Annotated in this window: 16 protein-coding genes; 10 read left to right on the top strand and 6 right to left on the bottom strand. The window is 56.1% G+C overall.

Annotation, left to right across the window (positions count from 1 at the left end; genetic code table 11):
- Positions 1–178 precede the first annotated feature (178 nt).
- From CFN46_RS14210 to CFN46_RS14175, 8 genes are all read left to right on the top strand, one after another.
- Positions 179–1,225: an ABC transporter permease gene (locus CFN46_RS14210; RefSeq protein ID WP_024951745.1), complete on the top strand. Its 1,047-nt coding sequence runs from the start codon at positions 179–181 to the stop codon at positions 1,223–1,225.
- On the top strand, positions 1,222–2,208 hold the full coding sequence (locus CFN46_RS14205; protein WP_024951746.1) for an ABC transporter permease: 987 nt from the start codon (positions 1,222–1,224) through the stop codon (positions 2,206–2,208). The genes CFN46_RS14210 and CFN46_RS14205 overlap by 4 nt, the downstream gene beginning before the upstream one ends.
- Before the next feature lie 19 nt (positions 2,209–2,227).
- On the top strand, positions 2,228–3,268 hold the full coding sequence (locus tag CFN46_RS14200) for an ABC transporter ATP-binding protein (RefSeq protein WP_088743858.1): 1,041 nt from the start codon (positions 2,228–2,230) through the stop codon (positions 3,266–3,268).
- On the top strand, positions 3,265–4,332 hold the full coding sequence (locus CFN46_RS14195) for an ABC transporter ATP-binding protein (protein WP_088743857.1): 1,068 nt from the start codon (positions 3,265–3,267) through the stop codon (positions 4,330–4,332). The genes CFN46_RS14200 and CFN46_RS14195 overlap by 4 nt, the downstream gene beginning before the upstream one ends.
- 260 nt (positions 4,333–4,592) lie before the next feature.
- Positions 4,593–5,519: a LysR family transcriptional regulator gene (locus CFN46_RS14190; protein WP_088743856.1), complete on the top strand. Its 927-nt coding sequence runs from the start codon at positions 4,593–4,595 to the stop codon at positions 5,517–5,519.
- A gap of 110 nt (positions 5,520–5,629) precedes the next feature.
- Positions 5,630–6,994, top strand: a complete 1,365-nt coding sequence (gene pepQ / locus CFN46_RS14185) for a Xaa-Pro dipeptidase (RefSeq protein WP_088743855.1) — start codon at positions 5,630–5,632, stop codon at positions 6,992–6,994.
- A 206-nt stretch (positions 6,995–7,200) separates the two neighbouring features.
- Entirely contained in the window at positions 7,201–8,259 is a 1,059-nt protein-coding gene (locus CFN46_RS14180; RefSeq protein ID WP_088743890.1) for a hydrolase, read from the top strand.
- 216 nt (positions 8,260–8,475) lie between these two features.
- Positions 8,476–9,642, top strand: a complete 1,167-nt coding sequence (locus CFN46_RS14175; RefSeq protein WP_088743854.1) for a dicarboxylate/amino acid:cation symporter — start codon at positions 8,476–8,478, stop codon at positions 9,640–9,642.
- Between the two features lie 153 nt (positions 9,643–9,795).
- Here CFN46_RS14175 and msrA read toward each other — a convergent pair whose 3' ends face one another.
- A complete protein-coding gene (gene msrA, locus CFN46_RS14170) occupies positions 9,796–10,434 on the bottom strand; it encodes a peptide-methionine (S)-S-oxide reductase MsrA (protein ID WP_088743853.1) in 639 nt (212 codons plus the stop codon).
- On the opposite strand from msrA, the gene CFN46_RS17580 reads away from it, so the two are divergent.
- On the top strand, positions 10,406–10,963 hold the full coding sequence (locus tag CFN46_RS17580) for a YchJ family metal-binding protein (RefSeq protein WP_141103664.1): 558 nt from the start codon (positions 10,406–10,408) through the stop codon (positions 10,961–10,963). The genes msrA and CFN46_RS17580 overlap by 29 nt on opposite strands.
- A 108-nt stretch (positions 10,964–11,071) precedes the next feature.
- Here CFN46_RS17580 and CFN46_RS14160 read toward each other — a convergent pair whose 3' ends face one another.
- The 3 genes from CFN46_RS14160 to CFN46_RS14150 all read right to left on the bottom strand — a co-directional run bounded on the left by CFN46_RS14160 (position 11,072) and on the right by CFN46_RS14150 (position 18,657).
- On the bottom strand, positions 11,072–15,166 hold the full coding sequence (locus tag CFN46_RS14160) for a translocation/assembly module TamB domain-containing protein (RefSeq protein ID WP_088743851.1): 4,095 nt from the start codon (positions 15,164–15,166) through the stop codon (positions 11,072–11,074).
- 59 nt (positions 15,167–15,225) lie between these two features.
- Complete coding sequence (locus tag CFN46_RS14155) at positions 15,226–17,295, bottom strand: autotransporter assembly complex family protein (RefSeq protein WP_176426481.1); 2,070 nt, start codon at positions 17,293–17,295, stop codon at positions 15,226–15,228.
- Between the two features lie 177 nt (positions 17,296–17,472).
- Positions 17,473–18,657, bottom strand: a complete 1,185-nt coding sequence (locus CFN46_RS14150; protein ID WP_088743850.1) for a hypothetical protein — start codon at positions 18,655–18,657, stop codon at positions 17,473–17,475.
- Positions 18,658–19,214: 557 nt separating this feature from the next.
- Between CFN46_RS14150 and CFN46_RS14145 the strand changes: the two genes are divergently transcribed.
- Positions 19,215–19,799: a superoxide dismutase gene (locus CFN46_RS14145; protein ID WP_024952725.1), complete on the top strand. Its 585-nt coding sequence runs from the start codon at positions 19,215–19,217 to the stop codon at positions 19,797–19,799.
- 140 nt (positions 19,800–19,939) lie between these two features.
- Here CFN46_RS14145 and CFN46_RS14140 read toward each other — a convergent pair whose 3' ends face one another.
- A complete protein-coding gene (locus tag CFN46_RS14140) occupies positions 19,940–21,229 on the bottom strand; it encodes a nucleotide sugar dehydrogenase (protein ID WP_088743849.1) in 1,290 nt (429 codons plus the stop codon).
- Between the two features lie 3 nt (positions 21,230–21,232).
- Positions 21,233–22,117, bottom strand: coding sequence for a UTP--glucose-1-phosphate uridylyltransferase GalU (gene galU / locus CFN46_RS14135; protein WP_024952922.1), 885 nt, complete (start codon positions 22,115–22,117; stop codon positions 21,233–21,235).
- Positions 22,118–22,239 lie beyond the last annotated feature (122 nt).

Genomic DNA, 22,239 nt, shown 5'->3' with positions numbered 1-22,239 from the left:
CACCAAGTCAAAACGATAAATACCCTCCTTTGTGATCCGCCCGCCATTGCCTCTCCGCAATGGGTTGGGGAGCCTTTGCTCCTCGTTGGGCCAGGTGAGCAGGTGGAGTCCCTGACACTCTGCGCAATGTGGCTTGTTGCGCGCTGGAACGTGATGTTCACGAGGAAGGTGGCGATCCATGATTGCCTTTCTGATCAAACGCCTGATGCACGCCGTACTGGTCATGTTCGTGATCAGCATCATCAGCTTCGCCATCCAGGACAATCTGGGTGATCCGCTGCGCGAAATGACCGGCCAAGCCGTGTCTGAAGCCCAGCGTGAGGTCATGCGCGATGAAATGGGCCTCAACGACCCTTTCATCACCCAATATCTACGTTTTGCCGGCAATGCTCTTCAGGGGGATCTCGGCACCTCGTACTTCTACAAACAACCGGCCACCGAGGTGATTCTCAGGCACCTGCCGGCGACGCTGGAGCTGGTGATGGCCTCGAGCCTGATCATCATTTTGCTGTCAGCCCCTATTGGCGTATTTGCTGCCATTCGGCCGCGCAATTGGCTGTCACGCCTGTTCATGGGAACTTCCATCATCGGGATCTCAGTACCGGTCTTCCTGACTGCTATTCTGCTGATTCAGGTATTTGCCATTGGGGTAACAGTTGACTGGTTCCCCAGCGATACCCAGTGGGGCAGCATCCTCAATGGCATGCTATCGACCGATGGTGGCATGCCCTCCTACGGTCGTGGTGAGCTGACGCATGTAGCGGGGAGCTGGAGCAGCGGCTTCTTTACCGCCGATGGCTTGTGGCATTTGGTACTGCCGGCGATTTCACTGGCTTCCATCATGTTGCCACTCTTCATCCGACTGATTCGCGCCGAGATGATGGAGGTCCTGCAATCGGACTACATCAAGTTCGCACGTGCCAAGGGCCTTGGTCTTGGACGCATCTACTTCTTGCACGCACTGAAGAACACCATGTTGCCGGTGATCACCGTCGGTGGTGTGCAGATCGGCACCATGGTGGCCTATACCATCCTGACCGAGACCGTCTTCCAGTGGCCAGGCATGGGATTGATGTTCCTTGAAGCCATCACACGCTCTGACATTCCGCTGATCGTGGCCTACTTGATGATGGTCGGCGTGATCTTCGTCGTCACCAATACTCTCGTCGACCTGATTTACGGTCTGGTCAATCCCACCGTCAAGCTTGCGGGGAAACCAGCATGAGCCAGACGACTCCTTCTGCGGCTACGGCCAGCGCGACAACACCCAAGACCAACTCCATCGTTGTGCCAGGACGCTGGCAGCGCTTCCGCGAGTCCTATCTGATCTACAGTTTCAAGCGTGACTGGATGGCGCAGGTCTGCTTGTTGATCTTCGTGGCCATGGTGATAGGCGCCTTTCTGGCCCCGTTGATCGCGCCGGCGGATCCTTATGATCTCGCCACCATCGACATCATGAATTCTGAGCTGCCACCGGTATGGATGGAAGGTAGCGATCCTGACTTTCTGTTGGGGACTGACTCCCAGGGCCGCGATCTGCTCTCCACCATCCTCTACGGCACACGCGTTTCCCTGTTGATCGGCTTTGGGGCCGTCATTCTGCAAGCGCTATTGGGCGTCACCTTCGGGTTGCTAGCGGGCTATATGGGCGGGCGTGTCGATGCCTTCCTGATGCGCATGGCAGATATCCAGCTGTCCTTCTCGACACTGATGGTGGCCATTGTGGTCGGTGCCATCATCAAGGCGACATTCGGTGGCGCAGTGTTCTCGGACTACGCATTGGTGCTGCTGATACTGATCATCGGGCTGGCGGAGTGGCCGCAGTACGCGCGTACCGTGCGCGCCTCGGTACTGGCGGAGAAGAGCAAGGAATATGTCGATGCCGCTCGTGTGATGGGTTTCCGCTCACGCCGCATCATGTTCCGTCATATCCTGCCCAATACGCTGTCGCCTATCTTCGTTATTTCCACCGTGCAGATCGCCAACGCGATCATCTCGGAGGCAGCACTGTCCTTCCTCGGCCTCGGCATGCCGGAAACTCAGCCGTCACTGGGCTCGTTGATCAAGTCTGGCTTTGACTACCTACAGTCAGGTAGTTGGTGGATCACGCTGATTCCCGGTGGTGTGCTGATTTTGCTGGTACTGGTCATCAACCTGCTGGGCGACTGGCTGCGTGATGTCATGAACCCCCGTCTCTACAAGGGCTGAAGCCACGAGGAACGCTGAAATGGCATTACTTGAAGTCAATAACCTCGATGTTCGCTTCGCCATGCGAGGCGGCGAAGTCTGCGCCCTGCGCGACGTCAGTTTTTCTTTGGAGCGCGGTGAGCGCTTGGGAATTGTGGGTGAATCGGGTGCTGGCAAGTCAGTGGCTGCCTTCACCATCCTCAACTTGATCGCCAAGCCGGGCTACATTGCGGGTGGCGAGATCAAGTTCGATGGCGCTGTGCTCAACACAATGAAGCCCAAGGCGTTGCAGTCCATCCGCGGCAATCGGATCTCGATGATTTTCCAGGACCCGATGATGACACTCAATCCTGTGCTGACCATCGGCGCACAAATGATTGAGTGCCTGAAGGCTCACCGGCGCATTTCGACCAAGGATGCGCGCGCCATCGCCTTGCACAAACTCAATCAAGTCTTCATTCCGTCCCCGGAAAAGCGTCTTGATCAGTATCCGCATGAACTATCCGGCGGAATGCGCCAGCGCATCATCATCGCCATCGCACTGCTGCTGGACCCTGACATCATTGTCGCCGATGAGCCGACTACCGCGCTGGACGTGACGATTCAGGCTGAAATCATGGAGTTGCTACTGTTGCTGTGTGAAAAGCACAACGTGGGGCTGATCCTGATCACGCATGACCTTGGCGTTGTCAGTCAGGTCACTCAGCGCACGCTGGTGATGTATGCCGGACGCGTGATCGAGCAGGGGCCGACCCGCGAGATCATCAACGACGCTCAACATCCGTATACCCAGGGATTGATCAACGCCCTGCCCCAGATGGCGACGCCGGGTAGCCGCTTGAATCAGATTCGCGGTTCGATGCCAACACTGACCAAGATTCCGGCTGGCTGCGCCTTTAATCCGCGCTGCGACTTCGCCAGTGATATCTGTCTGCAAGAGGTGCCGAATTTTGTCGGCTCGGGTAACTGCAAAGTGGCGTGTCACATGGTGGATGCGATGGTCAAAGGTCAGCCCTGGACGCCAATCTTGACTGATAAACCCGTCACAAAGACAGTCCCTCTCCCGGAGGTGAACGCATGAGCCAGGCTATTCTCACTCCTGAGCAGAGACTCGCCACACACGACAGTGCGGCGCTTGGTGAAACATTGGTGGAAATCCGTGATCTCGAGAAGCGTTTTTCGCTGTCGGGTGACTTTCTGGAGCAACTGACCTTTGAAAAGGGTCGCCTGCGTCGCAAGCAGGAATACGTACATGCCATCAATGGTGTGACGCTTGACGTCAAGCGCGGTGAAGCACTGTGCGTGGTGGGGGAGTCCGGCTGCGGAAAGTCCACGGTAGCGCGCACCGTAATGGGGTTGCTCAAGCCCAGCGGTGGCGAGGTGTGCTTCGACGGTACTCGCATTGACAATATGCCGCCGCGTGATCTGCTGCCGTATCGCCGCCGCATGCAGATGATCTTTCAGAACCCTTACGCTTCGCTGAATCCCCGCATGACGATTCAGCAGACACTGGAAGAGCCGCTACGTTTCCATCAGCCAACACTCAATAATGGTGAAATTCGCGACAAGATCGAAGACGTCATGCGCTCAGTCGGGATCGACCCCGACTGGGGCAAGCGCTACGCTCACGAGTTCTCGGGCGGTCAGCGCCAGCGTATTTCGATTGCACGTGCACTGGCGGTAGATCCTGAGTTCATCGTTGCCGACGAGCCCATTTCCGCACTCGATGTGTCGATTCAAGCTCAGGTGCTTAACCTGATGATGGAAGCGCAAGAACAGCGTGATCTAACGTACCTGTTCATCACTCACGATCTGGCGGTGGTAGAACACTTTGGGACTCGAGTCGCCGTCATGTATCTAGGCACGCTGTGCGAGCTGGCGGATACCCGCTCACTCTTCGCCCGCCCACGCCATCCCTATACCCAAGCACTGATGTCAGCCATCCCACGCTTGAATGATGATAAGGCCAATCACATCCGCCTTGAAGGCGAGGTGCCGACGCCGGTCAATCTGCCGCCAGGCTGTGTATTCCATGGCCGCTGCCCACATGCCAATGATCGTTGTCGTATCGAGATTCCGCGCCTGATCACGACAGATACCGGTCAGGTGGCCTGTCATGCGGTAGAGGAAGGACGCATCGACTAAACGTGCCTCATGAACCGACGCAAAGCGATGTATGAGTGGGTTTGCATCTCGGACCCCGGGTAAGGCAACATCGTCACATTTCTGCCAATCTGACTAAATAGTCAGCTTCGGGCCTGTTCTGAGCGTATCAGTGACGTTCAAGATGGGCCCGAGCGTTAGTTGATAGCTGTATCCTGACATTGGGCGCGCGTTATCCGTAGAGATAGCCAGCCTGAGCTCCTGACAAAGCCTGTTTCCAGGCGTCGAGGCAACTTCTATACATGGAAATTCGCTGGCTGGAAGATTTCATCGTGCTGGCCAAGACCCGTCATTTCTCGCGGGCGGCCGAGGCGCAAAATGTCTCACAGCCCACCTTCTCCCGGCGGATAAAATTGCTGGAAGAAGATATGGGTACCACTCTTATCAATCGCCAGACCCTGCCCTTGTCGCTGACCCCTGCGGGTGACGAGTTTCTGCGTCTGTGTGAACAGATTACCGAGCGCGTGCGCACTACGCGTGAACGTTTGCAGGCGATGGCACAACAGCAGGCCAGCAAGATTTCCCTGGCAGCACCGCAGTCATTGATTTCACAGTTCCTGCCGCAGTGGCTTGATCAATATCAGCTACGTGACCAAGTACTGCCCTATCTACGTGCTACCGGTTGGCTGGCAGCGGATTACTTCCACGGCCTCGACCGGGGCGAATGTGATCTTGCCATGTGTTACTGGCCACAAGCCCGACTGGATCTCGGCTTCGAGCTGGAGCACTACCGCTACCTGATTCTGGGTGAAGAAGCTTTCCTCCCGGTCTGCGCGCCGCACAGCGATGGTGCGCCACGTTACGCGTTACCGGGCACGCGCCGCTCGCCTTTGCCGTTTATCAGCCCGCATCCACGCGCTGTAATCGCAGCCACACTCACGGCGCATCTTGCTCAGGTGCCGGTGCAAGCGCACTTGATTACCATGAATGAGAACATCCAGGCATCCAACATCAAGGAGTTGGTGCTGCAGGGCTATGGGATTGGCTGGCTGCCACTACGCCTGGCTGAGGCTGAGCTTGCCAGCGGCCAACTGGTGCGTGCCGGTGATGCCCGCTGGGATGTACCGATTCATATTCGTCTATATCGCCCACGTGAACCACGCCATGACAGCGTCAGTGAGCTATGGCAACACCTGGAAAGCTGCCTTGGCCCCGCGTCAATTGAGTAAGCCGTTATCCGGCGTCAACATCGACTCTATTATCGCCTGTGTTACGCGTTATCACCCCCTGTCAGCAGCCTGTCAGCTGTTGAACAGATCACGACCCGATGGGAATCAGCATGTCCGATATATATCTGAACGACCCCGTCCTCACGCATGCCGATGCGCAGCGTACTCATTTGACTGCGCTACAGCACCGTTATGAGTTAGCCATGCAACAGCATGCGCTGGATGCCATCGTGCTCCACAGCGGCAAACCAAAGCGCCATTTCGCTGATGATCAGGACGCCACCTTCAAATCACATGCGCATTTCCTGCATTGGGTACCGATGGCCGGACTGAGCGATAGCTGGCTGGTCATTCGCCCCGGTGAGCGTCCGTTGTTGTATCTCTATGCTCCGGATGATTTCTGGCATCTATCTCCGACATTGCCAACGCCAGAGGCGGCGCCGTGGTCTGAAGCCTTCGAGATTGTTCATCTACGCAAGCCGACGCTGCCAACACGCCCCAATGGCCGTATTGCGTTACTCGGCGAGATAGCGTTACTGCAGCCGGATGTCGTCGAAGCACTCAATGCTGAAGCCAATCCTGCCGCCCTACTGCGCCAGCTCGATGAAGGCCGTGTCTGCAAAAGTGAGTTCGAGGTCGCGTGCCTTGAGGAAGCCAGTCTGCGCGCAGCGCGGGGGCACCTGGCAGCACGTCGTCGCTTTATGGATGGCGGTGCCGAACTGGATATTCAGCTCGCCTACCTTGGTGCCTCGCGCCAGCGTGAATCTGATGTGCCCTATGGCAATATTGTCGGCCTGAATGAACATGCCGCCGTACTGCACTATCAGCACTACGCGCTTCAAACACCGGTAACTCGTCATAGTTTACTGGTCGATGCTGGTGCCAGCGTGCATGGCTACGCTTCGGACATCACCCGCAGCTGGGCTGGCGATGATGCATTGCCGATCTATCGTGCTTTGGTGGAGGGCGTCGATGCCCTGCAGAAACGTCTGATCGCGGCGCTTGCGCCTGGCGTCGACTACGTGGCACTTCACCTCGAGATGCATCGTGAATTGGCTGAGCTATTACGCACGTTAGGGATCGTTTCACTATCGGCTGAAGCACAGGTCGAACAAGGCATCACCGCTGCATTCTGCCCGCACGGCCTGGGGCATCTACTCGGATTGCAGGTTCACGATGTGGCAGGGCGTATTCCTGATTTCATCAGCGGTGATATGCGTCATCCGCCTGCCGGCCATCCAATGTTACGTTTGACACGCAAACTTCAGGAAGGCATGGCTATTACCATCGAGCCGGGTTGCTACATCATTCCCATGCTGCTGGAGCCATTGCGCAATGATGCGCGCGGCAAGGCTATCGATTGGTCGCTCATCGAAGCGCTCGCTCCTCATGGCGGTGTACGCATCGAGGATAATCTGGTGATTACTGCGGACGGAGCGCACAACCTGACACGTGTGCCGGAGACAGGGCTTTAATCTCGGGTTTAGTCAGTTGATTGTCTAAAAGCCGCCTCGGTCCTGTATCGATGGCGGTTTTTATCGTTTGTTTATCCTTACGTGCTTGGCATCAGCATGCTGCGCTGCAACTAGCGGTTGACGATGGATGATGAAATGATGCGAGTCGTCATCTGATATTGAAGGTCGTTGTGTTCGCTAATCGTTCTGCCTTCGGAGTCATTGCCATGCCTCATTCCATCTTTACTGCCGAGTTCCGACCAGCGTTCGGTTTTGGCAATCGTCATGTTCAGACTTTGTTACCCAGATTCATGTCGCTTGCGCCACTTGCACGATGCACTGAAATCATCAATTTGCCTGACGGCGATTTTGTTGAGCTCGCCTGGATTACCAGCGACGGCGGCAGCCGACATGAACGCCAAACGCCACTGTCGGATGATGCACCATTGTTTGTGTTGTTCCATGGCTTGGAAGGCGACTTGAAATCGCCTTACGCACGGGACTTGCTCAACGCGGCGGCCAAGCTGGGTTGGCGCCCGGTGATGATGCACTTCAGAGGTTGTGGTCAATCTCCCAATCGCTTGCCCCGTGCATACCATAGCGGCGACACAGCTGATGCTTATTGGGTACTGGGTGAGCTGGGCCGACGTTATCCGCATGCCCTCAAGGTCGCCTGCGGTGTCTCACTGGGGGCTAACATGCTGCTCAAGCTGGTAGCCGAGCAAGGTGGAGATGGTCTGGATCTGGCCGGTGCAATTGCCATTAGTGCCCCACTGGATCTCGCTGCCAGTGCCGATGTGCTCAATCAGGGATTTTCACGTGTCTATCAGCGCCATTTGCTCAAGGGGCTGAAGGCAAAGGTAGCGGCGAAATTGGCCAATGGCCCTCTTCCGGTCTCCATTGGTGCGCACCAATTGAACCAGCTCAACAGCTTCTGGGCCTACGACAATGAAGTTACTGCGCCATTGCATGGATTCTCCTCAGCCAGCGATTACTATGCACGATCGTCTGCGGGACGCTTACTCAGTGAAATAGAACTGCCTACCCTAGTGTTGCAGTCTCTGGATGATCCCTTCATGCCACGTGATCTGTTCTCCCGCTTTAGTCAGCCTTCGGAAGCGGTACGCATAGAATTGAGCGACCGTGGTGGCCATGTTGGCTTCATCGAGTGGCATCGTGGTCGCCTTTCTTCGTGGCTGGCAAGACGCGTGGCACGACAACTCGCGGATTGGAGTGGGTTGCCCAAACCGCAAGCCGTTTCCGAGGCGCAAAGCGAAGCTCATTGACCGAAGCATGCGATATGCTTCATTGAATCGTATGATAGCGCGCTCAAAGCTAGTGAGCTGCGCTTCCCCTATGTCAGTCGATGATCACAAATAGATAATCTTGTTGTTATATCTTATTGAAGATAACGGTATACAAATTGATGTGAGGTAAGTCACTGTCGTGACCCACGGAGAATGATAGACTGCACGCCCGATTCAACCGCTAAAGACTTGATAATGAACCTTATTTTTCGTTTGGTGCTTGGTATTGTTGTCGGCATCATGCTTGGCCAGTGGGCACCTGACTCACTGATTCGCGCCCTACTCACCTTCAAGGTGCTGTTCGGTGAGCTATTGGAATACTCCATCCCACTGATTATCCTGTTCTTTATCATGAGCGGGATTGCCCGGTTAGAACGCTCATCCGGCCGTTTACTGGTACTCACCATCGCCTTGGCCTATGCCTCCACCACGCTTGCGGGCCTCATGTCAGCGATCGTAGGAGTGGAGTTGGTACCGCATATTGTGCATCACGGCCAGCTACCTGCCAGTCAAATTGTCGTCTTGCTTCCCTACTTTACGCTAGATATCCCCCCGCTGACGGACGTCAGTACCGCCTTGGTCACGGCGTTTCTGTTCGGAATAGGGATATCTGCAACGGCACATGAAGGCATGCGCAATTTGGCAGATGGTGGTCGCGATATCGTCGAATGGTTCATTGCCAAGGCACTTATCCCTGCCCTACCGTTCTACATCGCGGGGTTGTTCTGTGAAATGACCGTAGCGGGCACAGTAGCCAATACCTTGAAAAGCTTCGGTATGATTTTAGTCTTGGCGTTGGCGCTGCACTGGTTATGGCTGACGCTACTTTATGTCACCAGTGGCATGAGTACCGGTCGTGCACCGGTACAGGCGTTACGCCATATGCTACCCGCTTACTTCACGGCGGCTGGCACCATGTCGTCTGCCGCCACGATTCCAGTGACGGTTCGTCAGTGTCGGATGAACCATATATCGCCTTCCGTAGCGAGTTTTGCCATCCCGTTACTCGCAACCATCCACATGTGTGGCAGCGCAATTACGCTCACCATCTGCGCGATAGGCGTCATGCTGGTAACCCCCGGTTTGCCTGCCCCTGATGTCATCACACTGCTTCCTTTTATTGCGGCACTGGGAGTCACCATCATTGCCGCGCCGGGATCGCCCGGCGGCGCTGCCATGACCTCCGTCGGTGTGCTCCAGACGCTGCTGGGATTTGATGCAGCGGCAGTGGGTCTCATGATGGCGCTTTATCTGGCACAGGACAGTTTCGGAACGGCCTGTAACGTGGCGGGTGATGGTGCACTGGTCCAGTGGATTGACCGTTTCGCCGAGGCCGAACAGGACAGACAGCGCTATCGTTGAGCTTTCCCTATTCACTCAATACCGCCAATTCGACGCCATAAAAAAGCCCCTGACATCCGCATACCTTGCGAAGGTCAGGGGCTTTTCGTTCCAGTGATGCAAAGGGCTTCAATGACTAATGTTTGATCAGCAACATCGATACGCGTAGACGCTTTACCCGATCGGGCAGCTGATACCGGTGCCTTTCAAGCCGCAGTAACCGCCCGGATTCTTGGCCAGATACTGCTGGTGGTATTCCTCGGCGTAGTAGAACTCAGTCAGCGGCGCGACCTCAGTAGTGATGCGCCCCAGACCCGACTGATCAAGCGCCTGCTGATAGTCGGCCAGGCCTTTCTCAATGATTTCGCACTGCGCCTCATCAACATGGAAGATCGCGCTACGATATTGGTTACCAATGTCATTGCCCTGACGCATGCCTTGAGTTGGGTCATGCGCTTCAAAGCTGGCGCGTAGAATCTCCGGCAGACCAATCACCGTCGGGTCAAAGATCACGCGCACGACTTCAGTATGACCCGTCTTGCCGGTGCAAGTCTCTTCGTAGGTCGGATTCGGGGTATGCCCCCCCGCATAACCTACCGCTGTCGCCATCACGCCCGGCAGCGGCCAGAACAGTCGTTCTGCGCCCCAGAAGCACCCTAGTCCGAGCACGATCTCCTCACATCCTGCTGGAAAAGGGGCTACAATCGAGCGGCCATTGACGTGATGAATACCGCTGATCTTCACGGCTTCACTGCGTCCCGGCAAGCTGTCCTGTGCTGTGGGAATGGTCTGCTTGTCTTCCGTTATCCACATGGCTGCCTCTCTCCTGTGTTGCATCGTGCAATTGTCTATAGGTTCAATGATGTCATCTGTGCCCCCCAAGATCTGCCCCTGTCAGCCTGCCATCTCAAGTGCCCGGCGTTATGGCGACTGCTGCCAACCGATACATGCTGACATTTGCTGTGCAGATAGCCCTGAAAGACTGATGCGTGCACGCTTCAGTGCCTTCTGCCTGGGGTTGACCGACTTCCTGATAGATAGCTGGGACACTACCAGCTGTCCATCACGTGCAAGCCTTGAGGCACCGGGGCCAAGATGGCTTGCGCTGGAGGTCATCGAGAGTGAGCAGTGTGGCAATGATGGCATGGTACGCTTTCAGGCGACCTTCTTCGAGCAAGGAAACTTCCAACAATTGCAGGAACTTAGTCGTTTCCGGCATGACGGCCATCACTGGCGTTATATCGATGGGGATGCCACGTGGTTGACACTCGATGTAGGTCGTAATGACGCCTGCTCATGCCAAAGCGGCAAGAAGATGAAGCGCTGTTGCATGACTAAATAGCCACGGGTAAATAGCCACGGCTAGCTGAAGTTGCCAAGCGCTTGCATCCAGAAACGACAAGGCCTCCGTCAGTCATACTGCGGAGGCCTTGTCGTCATCAATGTACCCTCATTGGCGCAGCCGTGGTGCCAGTTCGCTGCGTCCAAAGCTGAAGCTATAAAGCAGATCAACCGCCTGTGCAGCGCCTGATACCGCTTGTACATAGAAATCGCGGAACAGCTTATAGCGTAGCGTCAGTTCAGCAATCGGCGAGAATAGCCCAACGCCATAACTCAATTTCAAGTCCGGTGCGATGTAACCACTGACAACGACCTGGCTATCATCCCCACTGCCAGAGCTATCAAGGCTGAGATCACGGATACCGAAGGTCTGCCCCAACTGACCTACCACTTTACCACTCTGGGCCAGTGACATGCCGATCAGGGCGGATGTCACAGCACTGTCACTACTGCTGCTACCATCCAGGCCTTCACCGCGCAGTAGATAGCTGAGTGCCGAGGACTCATCCATCGCCGGATCAGAGAAGATCTCTACGCTGGGTTGTTCCGCCAGTCCTGTTACACGTACCCCTGCAGTAACATCATCCTCGGTATTGTCCGGATCTCGAATCGCTTCGATGTTCAAACGTGGGCTGGAGGGCGGCCCTGACAGCAGTATCTGCCCTTTTCGGATCTGTAAATCTTGCCCGAAGCTCTTGTAGGTACCATCGACCAAGTTGACCTCACCAAAGACCTGAACACCATTCTTGCCCTGGCGCACGTCCATATCGCCCTTCAGCTTGGTCTCAAGCCCCATTGCCTTGAGCTGCACGTCAGGCCCGATATGCACACCAACGCGTACATCCAGTGACATGCCAGCGTCATTGAGTGCTTTTGCAGTATCACTGCCATCGGCAATGTCAGCTGGATTAGAGGGTGATGGCTCGGTGCGACGCTCGATGATGATCGTATCACTCGAGGGTGATACGGCAGATGGTGGTACCTGATCGACCTCAATACGCGCCCACGGCACCTTCACGTCACCGCGTAGCTTGAGCAGTGAAGGATTGGCATTGATCTCCAGATCCGGCGCTACCCGCAGGCGACCGATACCTGCAATGTTGAGCTCAAGCGGATTTTTGGAACCGTCGAGATTAAGCGAGGCGGTCCACTTGTCCAATGTCGGCCAGGCAGCGTTACCGTCCAGATTCCAACGTGAGCCATTGCCTACGAGGTAGCCATCGATATCGGCACTATCACCAGCAAAGGCCAGCCGGAACTCGGCATCATCCAATGCCAGTGGAAGTCCCTCTCCCTGCACCTTGATAGCCGTCAATGCCAACGGCCCTGTCAGAGTTGGCAGACTGAGGTCACCACCGATATTGACGTCTCCAGCAAGCGTACCTTCAAGCTGTGTCATGCCAGCCACCAACGGACGATAGGGAGAGAGATCAATGTCGCGAATGGCCAGCGTGCCGTCCAACAACCCTTTGCCCGCAGGATCAGTAATCCCTAGCGTCAGGCCGATTCCGCCAGCGCTATCGAGGCGAATCTGAGTATCGAGATCAGCTTTCTCAGGTGTCGCATCCAGTGCCAGTTGCAGGGTGGTTTCCGGTAATGACCAAGCATTGCCATCGGCATCTTCCCCCTCGAGCGTTAACTTTCCGGCGAGTTCAGCGTCAGCGTTCCAGCGCTTGCCGCCTTGCTTCCAGCTTGCCGTGACCTTGCCGCCCGTCGCGCCACCAATCGTCCATTGCTCCGGCATGGCACTCTGCGCCAAATCCAGCGGCACACCTTCAAGCGTCACCACCGCACGCCCTTCATTGCCGGCAGTCAACGGCTCGGCAACACAGAGCTTGCCACCCTGTTCACGACTCAGGCAGAACGGTTGCACCGCGACGCTGCCCTTGGCTAGATTGGCATCAAAGGTTGCCGGCGAATCAAAGGACAGGTCACCGTAATCGGTATTGACGGTCAGCGGCGATAATGCGCCACGATAGTGGTCGCGCGCCTTGTTGAGCCCGCCCTTGAGCATCATGCCAATACGTGAGAGCGGCAGTTCACCGGCCATCTCACTATCCAGCCGCAAGGTATGCTCGCTAAGGAAGCCTTCAAGTACCAGCGCAACCGTCGCAATCTGCTGTCCGCCAGCACGCAACTGGTCTGCATTGAGTGCGAGATTCAGACTCGGATCGTCAATACCGCGCTTTCGCGCATCCAGCCCAGCCGACAACGCCAAATCACCAATGCGATTATCTCCGACATTCAAGCGTTGGGCAGCAAAGTTGCTGATCACCACTGGCTTCTTCAGTGTACCGCTGGCATCAATCTGCCCCTTGAGTTCACCGGCAAGGTTAGGCGCCAGCGTCGAGAGCGCAGGAAAGTCCAGTCGTGCCGCCAGCTTGATGGTATCGCTGATACGACCATTGGCACTCAGTCGGTTATCGCCTTGGCGTAGCTCCAGGGTATTGATGTCCCAATGCATGTTGGCATCACCGGAGAGCGTGCCTGTCAGTGACAACGGACGCTCCAGAAGGCTGCCATGAATATCGAGCTTGCTGACATTGAGCGCCCACGGACCACTGGCCGGCTGCTTGAATGTCGCGTTAAGTCCACCGCTCAACTCGCCCCTGACCGCCTTTTGCCCACCGTCTGCTGGCGCGGGCAACAGGTCTTCCGGGTGCAGTTTATCCAGCATCAACTGAGCGGCGACTTGGATACCTTCCTTCCAGTGAACTTCGCCCTTGGTGGTTGCCGAGCCACGCTTGAGCGCAATCTTGAGTGGCTGCCAGCGGTAATGCTCCAAGTCACCATCACCGACCAACGAGAGTGTGGCTCGCGGAATATCACGCCCTTCAATGATGGCGTCCAGCGTCGTGCTATAGCCGTCTAGCGATCCCTTCGCGACGAGTTCCAGATTCTCGATCAGATAATCCGGACTCGTGGCGGCGGGCGTTTTTTTCACCTCTGACGTCTGCGCTGCCAACGTCGCCGTTCCTGCTGCCGAGGTAGTGAAGGGCCAGGTGATACGACGCGACGTCAGGCGTGCAGTGAACGGAAGCTCTGATGCCAGAACATCAGCGTTGGCTTCCAGCTGTGCTTCAAGTGGGCCCGACGCCTTCAGATTGGCCTCCAGGTCCGCCAGCGAGCCCGCCAGTGTCAATGTCAGCTTCTCATGACGCACTGGCTCAATGAGCGCTTCAGCATTGAGTGTCATCGACAATGGGTAATCACCGCTCAACGTGACCTCAGCGACTAGATCAGCATTCACGTCCCGCGATGCCACCTTCAGCTTCGAGAGCGTGACGTCGTGGCCTTCTGCATGTACCGCCAGTGACAACTGACTGACGTCATACGGACTTTCACCTTCCAGGCGAAAATCCTCGATGGCCAGGTCAGGTACATCAATGGTCAGCGGTAGGTAGACCTCAGGCAAGGCAATGCGTGATGACGAGCCTTTAGTCTCAGCGACCTGTGCATCGATGGGGGCTGTTGGCGTGGCCGTCGGTTTTCCGATCACCGTAGAGTCTGTCTGCGGAGTAGCTGAACCCGCGATAGTGTGTGCCGCCAACTGCGCCTGAGGTGTGATGCTGACACCTTCAAGCGTCAGCCTGTCAGCAGTGAGTGCATCTTCTGTAGCTGCTGACGCCGGGATAAAGCGGCTAGTGACCAGGCGCGTCTCACCCAGCGTGAGTGTGCTGACAGCCAACTCGGCAGACGTATGGAAGTGATCGAAGGTCATACGACTGCCATCGGCCAGCGTCAGAGCGAAGTCATCGACGGCAACCTGTCCGACCGTGATCGGGAATGGCACGACGAGAGGGACTTGCAGCCCTGCACTCTCCTCTTCAGGTTCACTGACGGTACCACTATCACTCAATGCGACATCCAGACCTTCGGCAGTGAGCGTATCAAGGCATAACGATCCCTTGAGCAAACAGTCATCACCCCAAGCAAGAGACAAGGCATCCGCCTTCAGTGCCAGGCCTGGCAGGCTCAGCGAGACATCTTTCAGTGCCAACGCTTCAAGCGGTGAGCCTTGAGCGCTGGAGTAGTCAATGAATCCGCGCGAGCGCGCCTGATCAAGCACTACTCCCGTGCCCCAGGGCGACAGCACGCCCCCGACCAGCAACATCACCAGCCCCGTCAAGAAGACGAGCAGCCATACCAGCAACCGAATCAAAAGGCCGCCCCGACGTAAATAGGGATTAGACAAATCAAGCATCTCCGTATCTTTATCAGCCCATGAGCCAGGCTGACGGTCCTGTACTCGTCTTCAACCGCCTAGAACTCAGGGCCGATCGAGAAGTGAATGCGGTAGTCGTTATCATCGTCATCGAAGGGATGCGCGATATCCAGGCGGATAGGCCCGACGGGTGAGATCCAGCGTACCCCCATGCCAGCTGCCGTATTGAGGTCCTCCGGCGGCCAGCCATTGAAGGCGTCACCGGCGTCATAGAAGGCAGCCCCCCACCAATCCCCTGTGACACGGTAGTCATACTCAAGGCTACCAGTCAGCAAGGAACTCCCCCCTTCCAGATCGCCATCGTCATCTTCCGGCGACAGGCTTTCGTAGGAATACCCCCTCACGCTGTTATCGCCCCCCGTAAAGAAGCGCATCGACGGCGGCATATCATCGAAATTATCCGTCGAGACATTACCGAGGCCCATGCGAGCGACGAAGCGATGGTTATCACCAAGAGAGCGGATGATACTGGTATCAAACTGCGTACGCAGGAAGGTCACGTCGGAGGCCCAGGCTTCGTTGCCGTATTCGATCGTCAGTTGCTGACGGTCTCCCCACATCGGAAACGTCTTGGGCCGCGTACGAGCACGACTCCAGCTGACACCCGGGTAAAGCAACAGGACCGTGCCAGAATCATCGGCCTGAACATAATCTTCATAGGTCGAGCCGAAGAAAACACGCTGCGTCCAACCGTTATCGAACTTCCACTCTCGGGTGAAACGCACGGTCGTTTCGAGGCTTTCCGTATCATCGTCGTCGGTATTCGACATCCCGTACTCAAGTACGTAGCTGTCCTTGAGCGGGTCCGCGAGCGGCATGCGGTACTCCCCCTCGAAGGTCTGCTCTGGAGACGACAGGAAAAGCTTGTTATTGAGGCTGTGGCCGTAGCGATTGACCCACGGCATTGACCATCCAAACTGCAAGCGTGGTCCGACATCAGTGGAAAAGCCGATGCCGGTTTCAAACTTGTGACGATCAGCCGGCACCAGTGCGATATCGATCGGTACCTGCCCTCCCTCAGCCACCTTGACGGCAGCCTCAAGGGCTTCGGTCGTCAGTACTGGCTTGTTCACATCATCATTGCCAGCACCAAGTGTTGCGATGCTCTCGGCTCCCGCCTTCTCGTCCCTGGCATCAGCGTCGACAGCACTGCTATCCAAGGTGTCTGGCTCGGTAGCATTGCCGGAGTAAAAGTCCGAATCGGCGTCATCGCTGGCCAGCGTCGTATCTGAAAGCCAGCTCCCGCTATATCCGGGCGCCTGTGTATAGGGAATTGCGGCATCAGGGCTGGTGGTCTGTAGTACATCATCCTGATTCAACTTGGGCTTGATGGCGACAGAACGGAACCAACCCGCTTCACTGAGGCGCTGGCTGAATTGAGACAGCTTGCCTGCCTCATAGTAATCCCCCACCTTGAACGACTGCATCATCTTGACGCGATCAAGCTCAATCTGACTATTGAGGTAACGGATATCGCCAAAGCGATAGCGTTGCCCACTGGCAAACACAAGGTAGATGGACGCCGAGGACTCCCATGGACGGACTTCGATTCGATGTTGAGTGAAATTTGAATCGAAGTATCCGCGCTCAAGGCTCAAGGTGGTGAGTTTGTTCTTCAGGCTGTCGTAGCGCTGATGACGCAACGCATCGCCTTCATTGAGGTCGGCATCTGCCACGACCTTCTTCATCACCTTGTCATTGGCGGCATCGCCTTCCAGACGTATCACCAACGTCTTGATCAAGACCGGATTGCCCGGGTCAATCGTGACGACGACATCATCTCCACCCAGCAAGCCCTTGGCGGGGTAGCTGAGAGTGATTTTGGCGTCATAGTAACCGTAGGCCTGTAATGCCTCTTGGCTGCGCCTGATGATCTCGTCTTCGTAGCGTTCAGCAGGGGCTTCATTTTCAAGTGTTAGGCCTGCGAGGAAGTTGGCGACGTTGGTAGCCGCTGGCCCCTTGAGCCCTTTGACTTCAGCGTCTAGGGCCAATACATGGGGGGCTAGCCAAAGTCCGCCGCACAAGACCAGCGGCTGGCACCAGCGAAGATAGCGGCGCTCGTTGCCGCATTGCCCGTGCAGCGTCGGCAGATGTTTGTCGCCACTCATTGAACGTCCTTTGTTGAGTGCTTCATTACGTGAGCACTGTCCATCGTTGCCATTTATCATATTTCTACAGCGCTCAATTAATCGCAGGGCATTTACGGCATATTATTCATGACAAGGGTTACGACAAGGTATGCACACAACATGGTATGCGCGGTTCGTCATACCGCCCCGCTCAGCTCAGCGCTCCAGACGTGTCACTCGTTGCTGCAACTCCGACATCTGGCCCAGCAATGAGGCAACACGGCCACTCAATTGGCGCCTGCTAGCGTCCAGAGAGCGAAGTTGGTCACTACTACCATCACTCTGTCCTTGTGCTTCCAGGCCAGCGCTCAACGCGGTCTGCTGACGCCGAAGGTCTCCCACCTGAGACTCCAGAGAGGTCTGTGCCTTGGCCAATGGCGATACACGTGCCTCGATGAGACGATTGACCGCCGTTCTGTCCACTTCTGCAACTGCGTTTGACTGCGTGTCCAACGTCTTGTCAAAACGGTCAAGCAACTGTTGTTGCGACGCAAGGCGTGCCCTGAGCGCTGTCAGCTCTCGTGTCAGTTCACGCTTCAATGCCACCACTCCTTCGCCCGACTCACCATGTTCTGAGGCAAGGCTGTCAAGACGATCAGCGTATTGCTCCACCTTACCTGCCAGTGCCTCAAGCTGCTCAGCGATACGCGAGAGCTGCTGGTCAGTCTGTACATTGACCTCTTCGAGATGTGTCAGCGCATCCGCCTGAATATCGAGCCGTGTCTTCAATACTGCCCTGCCATCACGACCCAATGACTCAATAGCACTGACTGAGCCTTGTAGTGCGGTCAGCAAGGTCTGGCGATTTTCACCCGATTGACGGGCTTCTGCTGCTGAGGCCTTGAGAGTATCGAGCGTAGCGGACAGATCAGCCATGTCAGCACTTCGCTCAGAGAGCCGCTGGTCAAATACGGCCAGCTGTTGCTGTACCTGGGCATGCCGATCTGCAGCCTCATCCACCAGGGCAGCGTTTGCCTGACGAATCTTGGCAAGTGCGGGCAGAACAGCTGTCTCCCATTGCTGACTGAGGCTGTCTATTCGTGAAGATGTCTCCACCTGTGCCTTGGCATTGTCTTGAGCACTATTGTCGAATGCACGCTCTATCTCCGTCACACGCGACGTCAGCCGATCACGCTGGTTTCCACCTGTATCCTCCAACCCTTGGAGCTGCCATTGCTGCCAGCCCACGATGCTGCCCAACAGCAGGATACAAAGCCATAGTGGCCAGCGTCGCGCCTTGGGAGGTGACTGATAATGCGCTATCAATGCATCGTCAGGGCGTGCAATCAAAGCATCACCCGCATTGTCATTGAGAGAAGGTTCAGAGCTTTCAGGCCGCATTCTGGCTCCATGGATGGCGCACGATAATCTGAGAAACACAGCAAGAGACTCGCCACCATTGTCGATGAGGAGAGCTTTTTTACGCCACTGTATAAAAAACCAGTACTCACTAAAACATCGTGCTGCATGCGTCTGGCAATGATTTGAGTCTAACAGGTGACCTCGGCCATCTCATCAGGTTCCCCTGATGTGCTCAATACGCCCACATCCCGTCCTGCACGTATTATTGCAACTCTACTAATGCTGCCATTCAGCAGTCACAACCTTATCCGCACTGTCGTTGGCCTGTCGGTGTGTGGGTGCTATAGTGCCAGCACTGCGATACGCGCAGCCTCTGCCTTCGTAGCTATCTGGATTCACAAGGTTTTTCACGCTTATTGCACATTTTATGCGTTGTTTGATGGCGCTTGCATGGCGTGTGGTGGGTCACAAGATTCCTTTTCCTCGCAAGTCGCCTGACACGAGGAAAAGGAATGGCGCTGGTCTTGAAAGAACTGACCCCCGCCCCCACGAAGTCAGAGAAAGATCATATTGGTGAGGAAAAGGAGCTGACCCCCATGGCATTTGAACTTCCGGCACTGCCGTACGAAAAGAACGCACTCGAGCCGACTATCTCCGCCGAGACGCTTGAGTACCATTACGGCAAGCACCACCAGGCCTACATCACCAAGCTCAACAGCCTGGTTGAAGGTACTGCAGACGCAGAGAAGTCCCTGGAAGAAATCATCCAGAGCGCCAAAGGCGGTCTGTTCAACCAGGCAGCTCAGGTGTGGAACCACACCTTCTACTGGCATTGCCTGTCCCCTAATGGCGGTGGCGAGCCGACTGGACCGCTGGCAGATGCCATCGTTGCAAAGTGGGGCTCAGTGGCCGACTTCAAGGAAGCCTTCAATGCTTCTGCAACCGGCAACTTCGGTTCTGGTTGGACCTGGCTGGTCAAGAACGCTCAGGGCGAGCTCGACATCGTCAACACTGACGACGCCGATACCCCGATCGCGACTGCTGGCCTGACGCCGCTGCTGACCGTCGATGTGTGGGAGCACGCCTACTATGTCGATTACCGCAATGCGCGTCCGAAGTACCTGGAAAGCATCTGGAACATCATCAACTGGGACTTCGCTGCCCAGAACTTCGCGGCCTGATATCTCGTATCGCATTCGGCTCACCCTTTGCGAGTCTGATGATGCCGCAATAAAAAACCCCGCCAATTGGCGGGGTTTTTTATTGCGTAACTGATGGGTCAATCATATATGGCGCTGACAACAGTGCCATACAGTCAGTCTCAGTCAGGTGTCGCACGACGACCGATGCCACGATAGATCAATCCCTGATTCGCGACATAGCGCGGGTCATAGATATTGCGACCATCGAGTATCAGACCAGCACCCAATTCACGCTTGAGACGTTGCCAATCCGGATTCCAGTAGCACTTCCATTCTGTCACCAGCATCAATGCATCCGCCCCTTCCAGCGCGCCATACATGTTGCCATCCACTAGTTCCAGCAACGGATGAGCACCACAGGCCTCGCCCAGTGCCGACAATGCCGCCGGATCATGAACACGCACCTTGACGCCCTGCGCCCACAACGCTTCAAGCAATGTCAGCACAGGAGCATGATCGATACGCGCCGTGCCTGGCTTGAATGCTGCTCCCCAGATAGCCACCGTGCGTCCACGTAACTCACCATCAAAGTGCTGCCACAACTTGCGGAACAGCGTCTCTTTCTTGGCCTCATTGATGTCAAGGACATGCTCAAGCAGCATCGACTCACGTCCGGTCTGGTGCTGAACATCTGCCAGACGCATCAAATCACGTGAGAAATTGGGACCACCGAAGCCACAGCCAGGATACAGATAACCGAACCCGATACGCGGATCAGCTCCCATACCCTGACGAACATACTCCACGTCAACACCAAGAGAGTCCGACAACCCCGCCACTTCGTTCATGTAGCTGATGCGCGTCGCCAACATGCCATTGATGGCGAGTTTCGTCAGCTCCGCGGCACGGCGTGGCATGATCTGGAAGACATCTTCACGACGATTGAAGGCGCGCAGTAGCTCCTGAACCCGTTGCGTTGCGATCTCAGATTCACTCCCCAGCAGCCAGCGCGCTGGCCGTTCGAACGTCTCCAGTGAGCGACCTTCTTCGAGCATGTCAGGCAAGGCGACGGCAAACTGGTCATCACGCGGCAGCAGCGCCTCAAAGCGTTCAGTCGTCCCTACCGGGAAGGTGGAGTTATTGATCACGATCATCGGCTCATCCAGTATCGCCACCATCTGTTCCAGACGTGTCAGCGCGCTTTCACGCTGGTCCGGTGATACGGCGATCCAGTGAATATCGATCCGATGCAACTCATCAGGACTTTCCACCAGCGTCAGGTCTCCCCGCTGCTGATGACGATCAAGGCGCTCACGCAGTCCAGGCTCACTATTCAGCCAGTCGACACGATCAAGTGCCGCCCAATCCATATCTTCATGCGGCCACCACCAGACGCGATGACCCACACTTGCCAGAGCGGCGCTAGCCGTTGCCGCCGCTAGTTCGCTTCCGTGCACCAGCACCTGCATGGCTTATTTCTCCTGGTAGCGAGCAAGAAGCTCACGGAAGCCTTCACCGAACTTCGGGTGGCGCTTGGCAAAGGATATGATAGCTTCGAGATAGCCAAGCTGATGGCCACAATCATAGGTGTCACCCGCCATACGATATGCTGCGACAGCTTTATCATCGCGTAGCGCGTCGATGGCATCAGTCAGCTGGATCTCACCACCAGCGCCTGGTTGAGTCTGCTCAAGTAACTCAAAGATGCGCCCTGGCAACAGATAACGCCCGATGACAGCCAGAGTGGAGGGTTCAGTACCTGGCGCCGGTTTCTCGACCATGCCGGTGATCAGCGCAGACTTGCCCGCTTCTGGTGTTTCGCCATCGATGGCGACGATGCCGTACTTGTACGCCATGTCCTGCGGCACGTTCTCGACCATGATCTGCGCAGCACCGGTGGCCTCATAGGCCTCTATCATACGTGCCAGATCATTCTTCTCGAGGCCTTCACCATCAACGAGTACGTCAGGTAGCAGGACCACGAACGGCTCATCACCGATGACAGGCTTGGCACAGAGCACTGCATGGCCGAGCCCCAACGGCTCTGGCTGGCGAACGCTGATGATCTTGACATCATCGGGAATGATGTTGCGTAACTCTTCGAGAAGCTCGAACTTGCCCTTGGCTTCCAGCGTCGTTTCCAGCTCGAAGTGCTTGTCGAAGTGATTCTCGATGGCATTCTTGCTGGAATGCGTTACCAGCACGATTTCCTTGATACCCGCCGCCACCGCTTCTTCCACCACATACTGGATCACCGGCTTGTCGACAATGGTGATCATTTCCTTGGGGATAGCCTTGGAGGCCGGGAGGCAACGTGTGCCGAGGCCGGCAACCGGCAGAACAGCCTTGCGTATCATGAAGCGTCTTCCTTGTGTCTATGTCATGGCAAAAGCTTGCGAACAGCAATGCCGAGTAACCGCCATCGAAACCATTCGACGACTATCCCTAAATATACGCAGGGATTATGCCAGTTTGAGCC

The organism is Cobetia sp. QF-1, from assembly GCF_002213105.1.
Lineage (GTDB): Bacteria > Pseudomonadota > Gammaproteobacteria > Pseudomonadales > Halomonadaceae > Cobetia > Cobetia crustatorum.
Note: the sequence above shows the minus strand (reverse complement) of the source record. Positions and strands in the feature narration are given on the sequence as shown.

Coding starts and splice junctions, on each gene's coding strand:
- CFN46_RS14145 (WP_024952725.1), top strand. CDS start 19,215: ATGGCATTTGAACTTCCGGCACTGCCGTACGAAAAGAACGCACTCGAG.
- CFN46_RS14195 (WP_088743857.1), top strand. CDS start 3,265: ATGAGCCAGGCTATTCTCACTCCTGAGCAGAGACTCGCCACACACGAC.
- pepQ (WP_088743855.1), top strand. CDS start 5,630: ATGTCCGATATATATCTGAACGACCCCGTCCTCACGCATGCCGATGCG.
- CFN46_RS14180 (WP_088743890.1), top strand. CDS start 7,201: ATGCCTCATTCCATCTTTACTGCCGAGTTCCGACCAGCGTTCGGTTTT.
- CFN46_RS14155 (WP_176426481.1), bottom strand. CDS start 17,295: ATGAGTGGCGACAAACATCTGCCGACGCTGCACGGGCAATGCGGCAAC.
- CFN46_RS17580 (WP_141103664.1), top strand. CDS start 10,406: ATGGTCTGCTTGTCTTCCGTTATCCACATGGCTGCCTCTCTCCTGTGT.
- galU (WP_024952922.1), bottom strand. CDS start 22,117: ATGATACGCAAGGCTGTTCTGCCGGTTGCCGGCCTCGGCACACGTTGC.
- msrA (WP_088743853.1), bottom strand. CDS start 10,434: ATGTGGATAACGGAAGACAAGCAGACCATTCCCACAGCACAGGACAGC.
- CFN46_RS14150 (WP_088743850.1), bottom strand. CDS start 18,657: ATGCGGCCTGAAAGCTCTGAACCTTCTCTCAATGACAATGCGGGTGAT.
- CFN46_RS14140 (WP_088743849.1), bottom strand. CDS start 21,229: ATGCAGGTGCTGGTGCACGGAAGCGAACTAGCGGCGGCAACGGCTAGC.
- CFN46_RS14205 (WP_024951746.1), top strand. CDS start 1,222: ATGAGCCAGACGACTCCTTCTGCGGCTACGGCCAGCGCGACAACACCC.
- CFN46_RS14190 (WP_088743856.1), top strand. CDS start 4,593: ATGGAAATTCGCTGGCTGGAAGATTTCATCGTGCTGGCCAAGACCCGT.
- CFN46_RS14175 (WP_088743854.1), top strand. CDS start 8,476: ATGAACCTTATTTTTCGTTTGGTGCTTGGTATTGTTGTCGGCATCATG.
- CFN46_RS14160 (WP_088743851.1), bottom strand. CDS start 15,166: ATGCTTGATTTGTCTAATCCCTATTTACGTCGGGGCGGCCTTTTGATT.
- CFN46_RS14200 (WP_088743858.1), top strand. CDS start 2,228: ATGGCATTACTTGAAGTCAATAACCTCGATGTTCGCTTCGCCATGCGA.
- CFN46_RS14210 (WP_024951745.1), top strand. CDS start 179: ATGATTGCCTTTCTGATCAAACGCCTGATGCACGCCGTACTGGTCATG.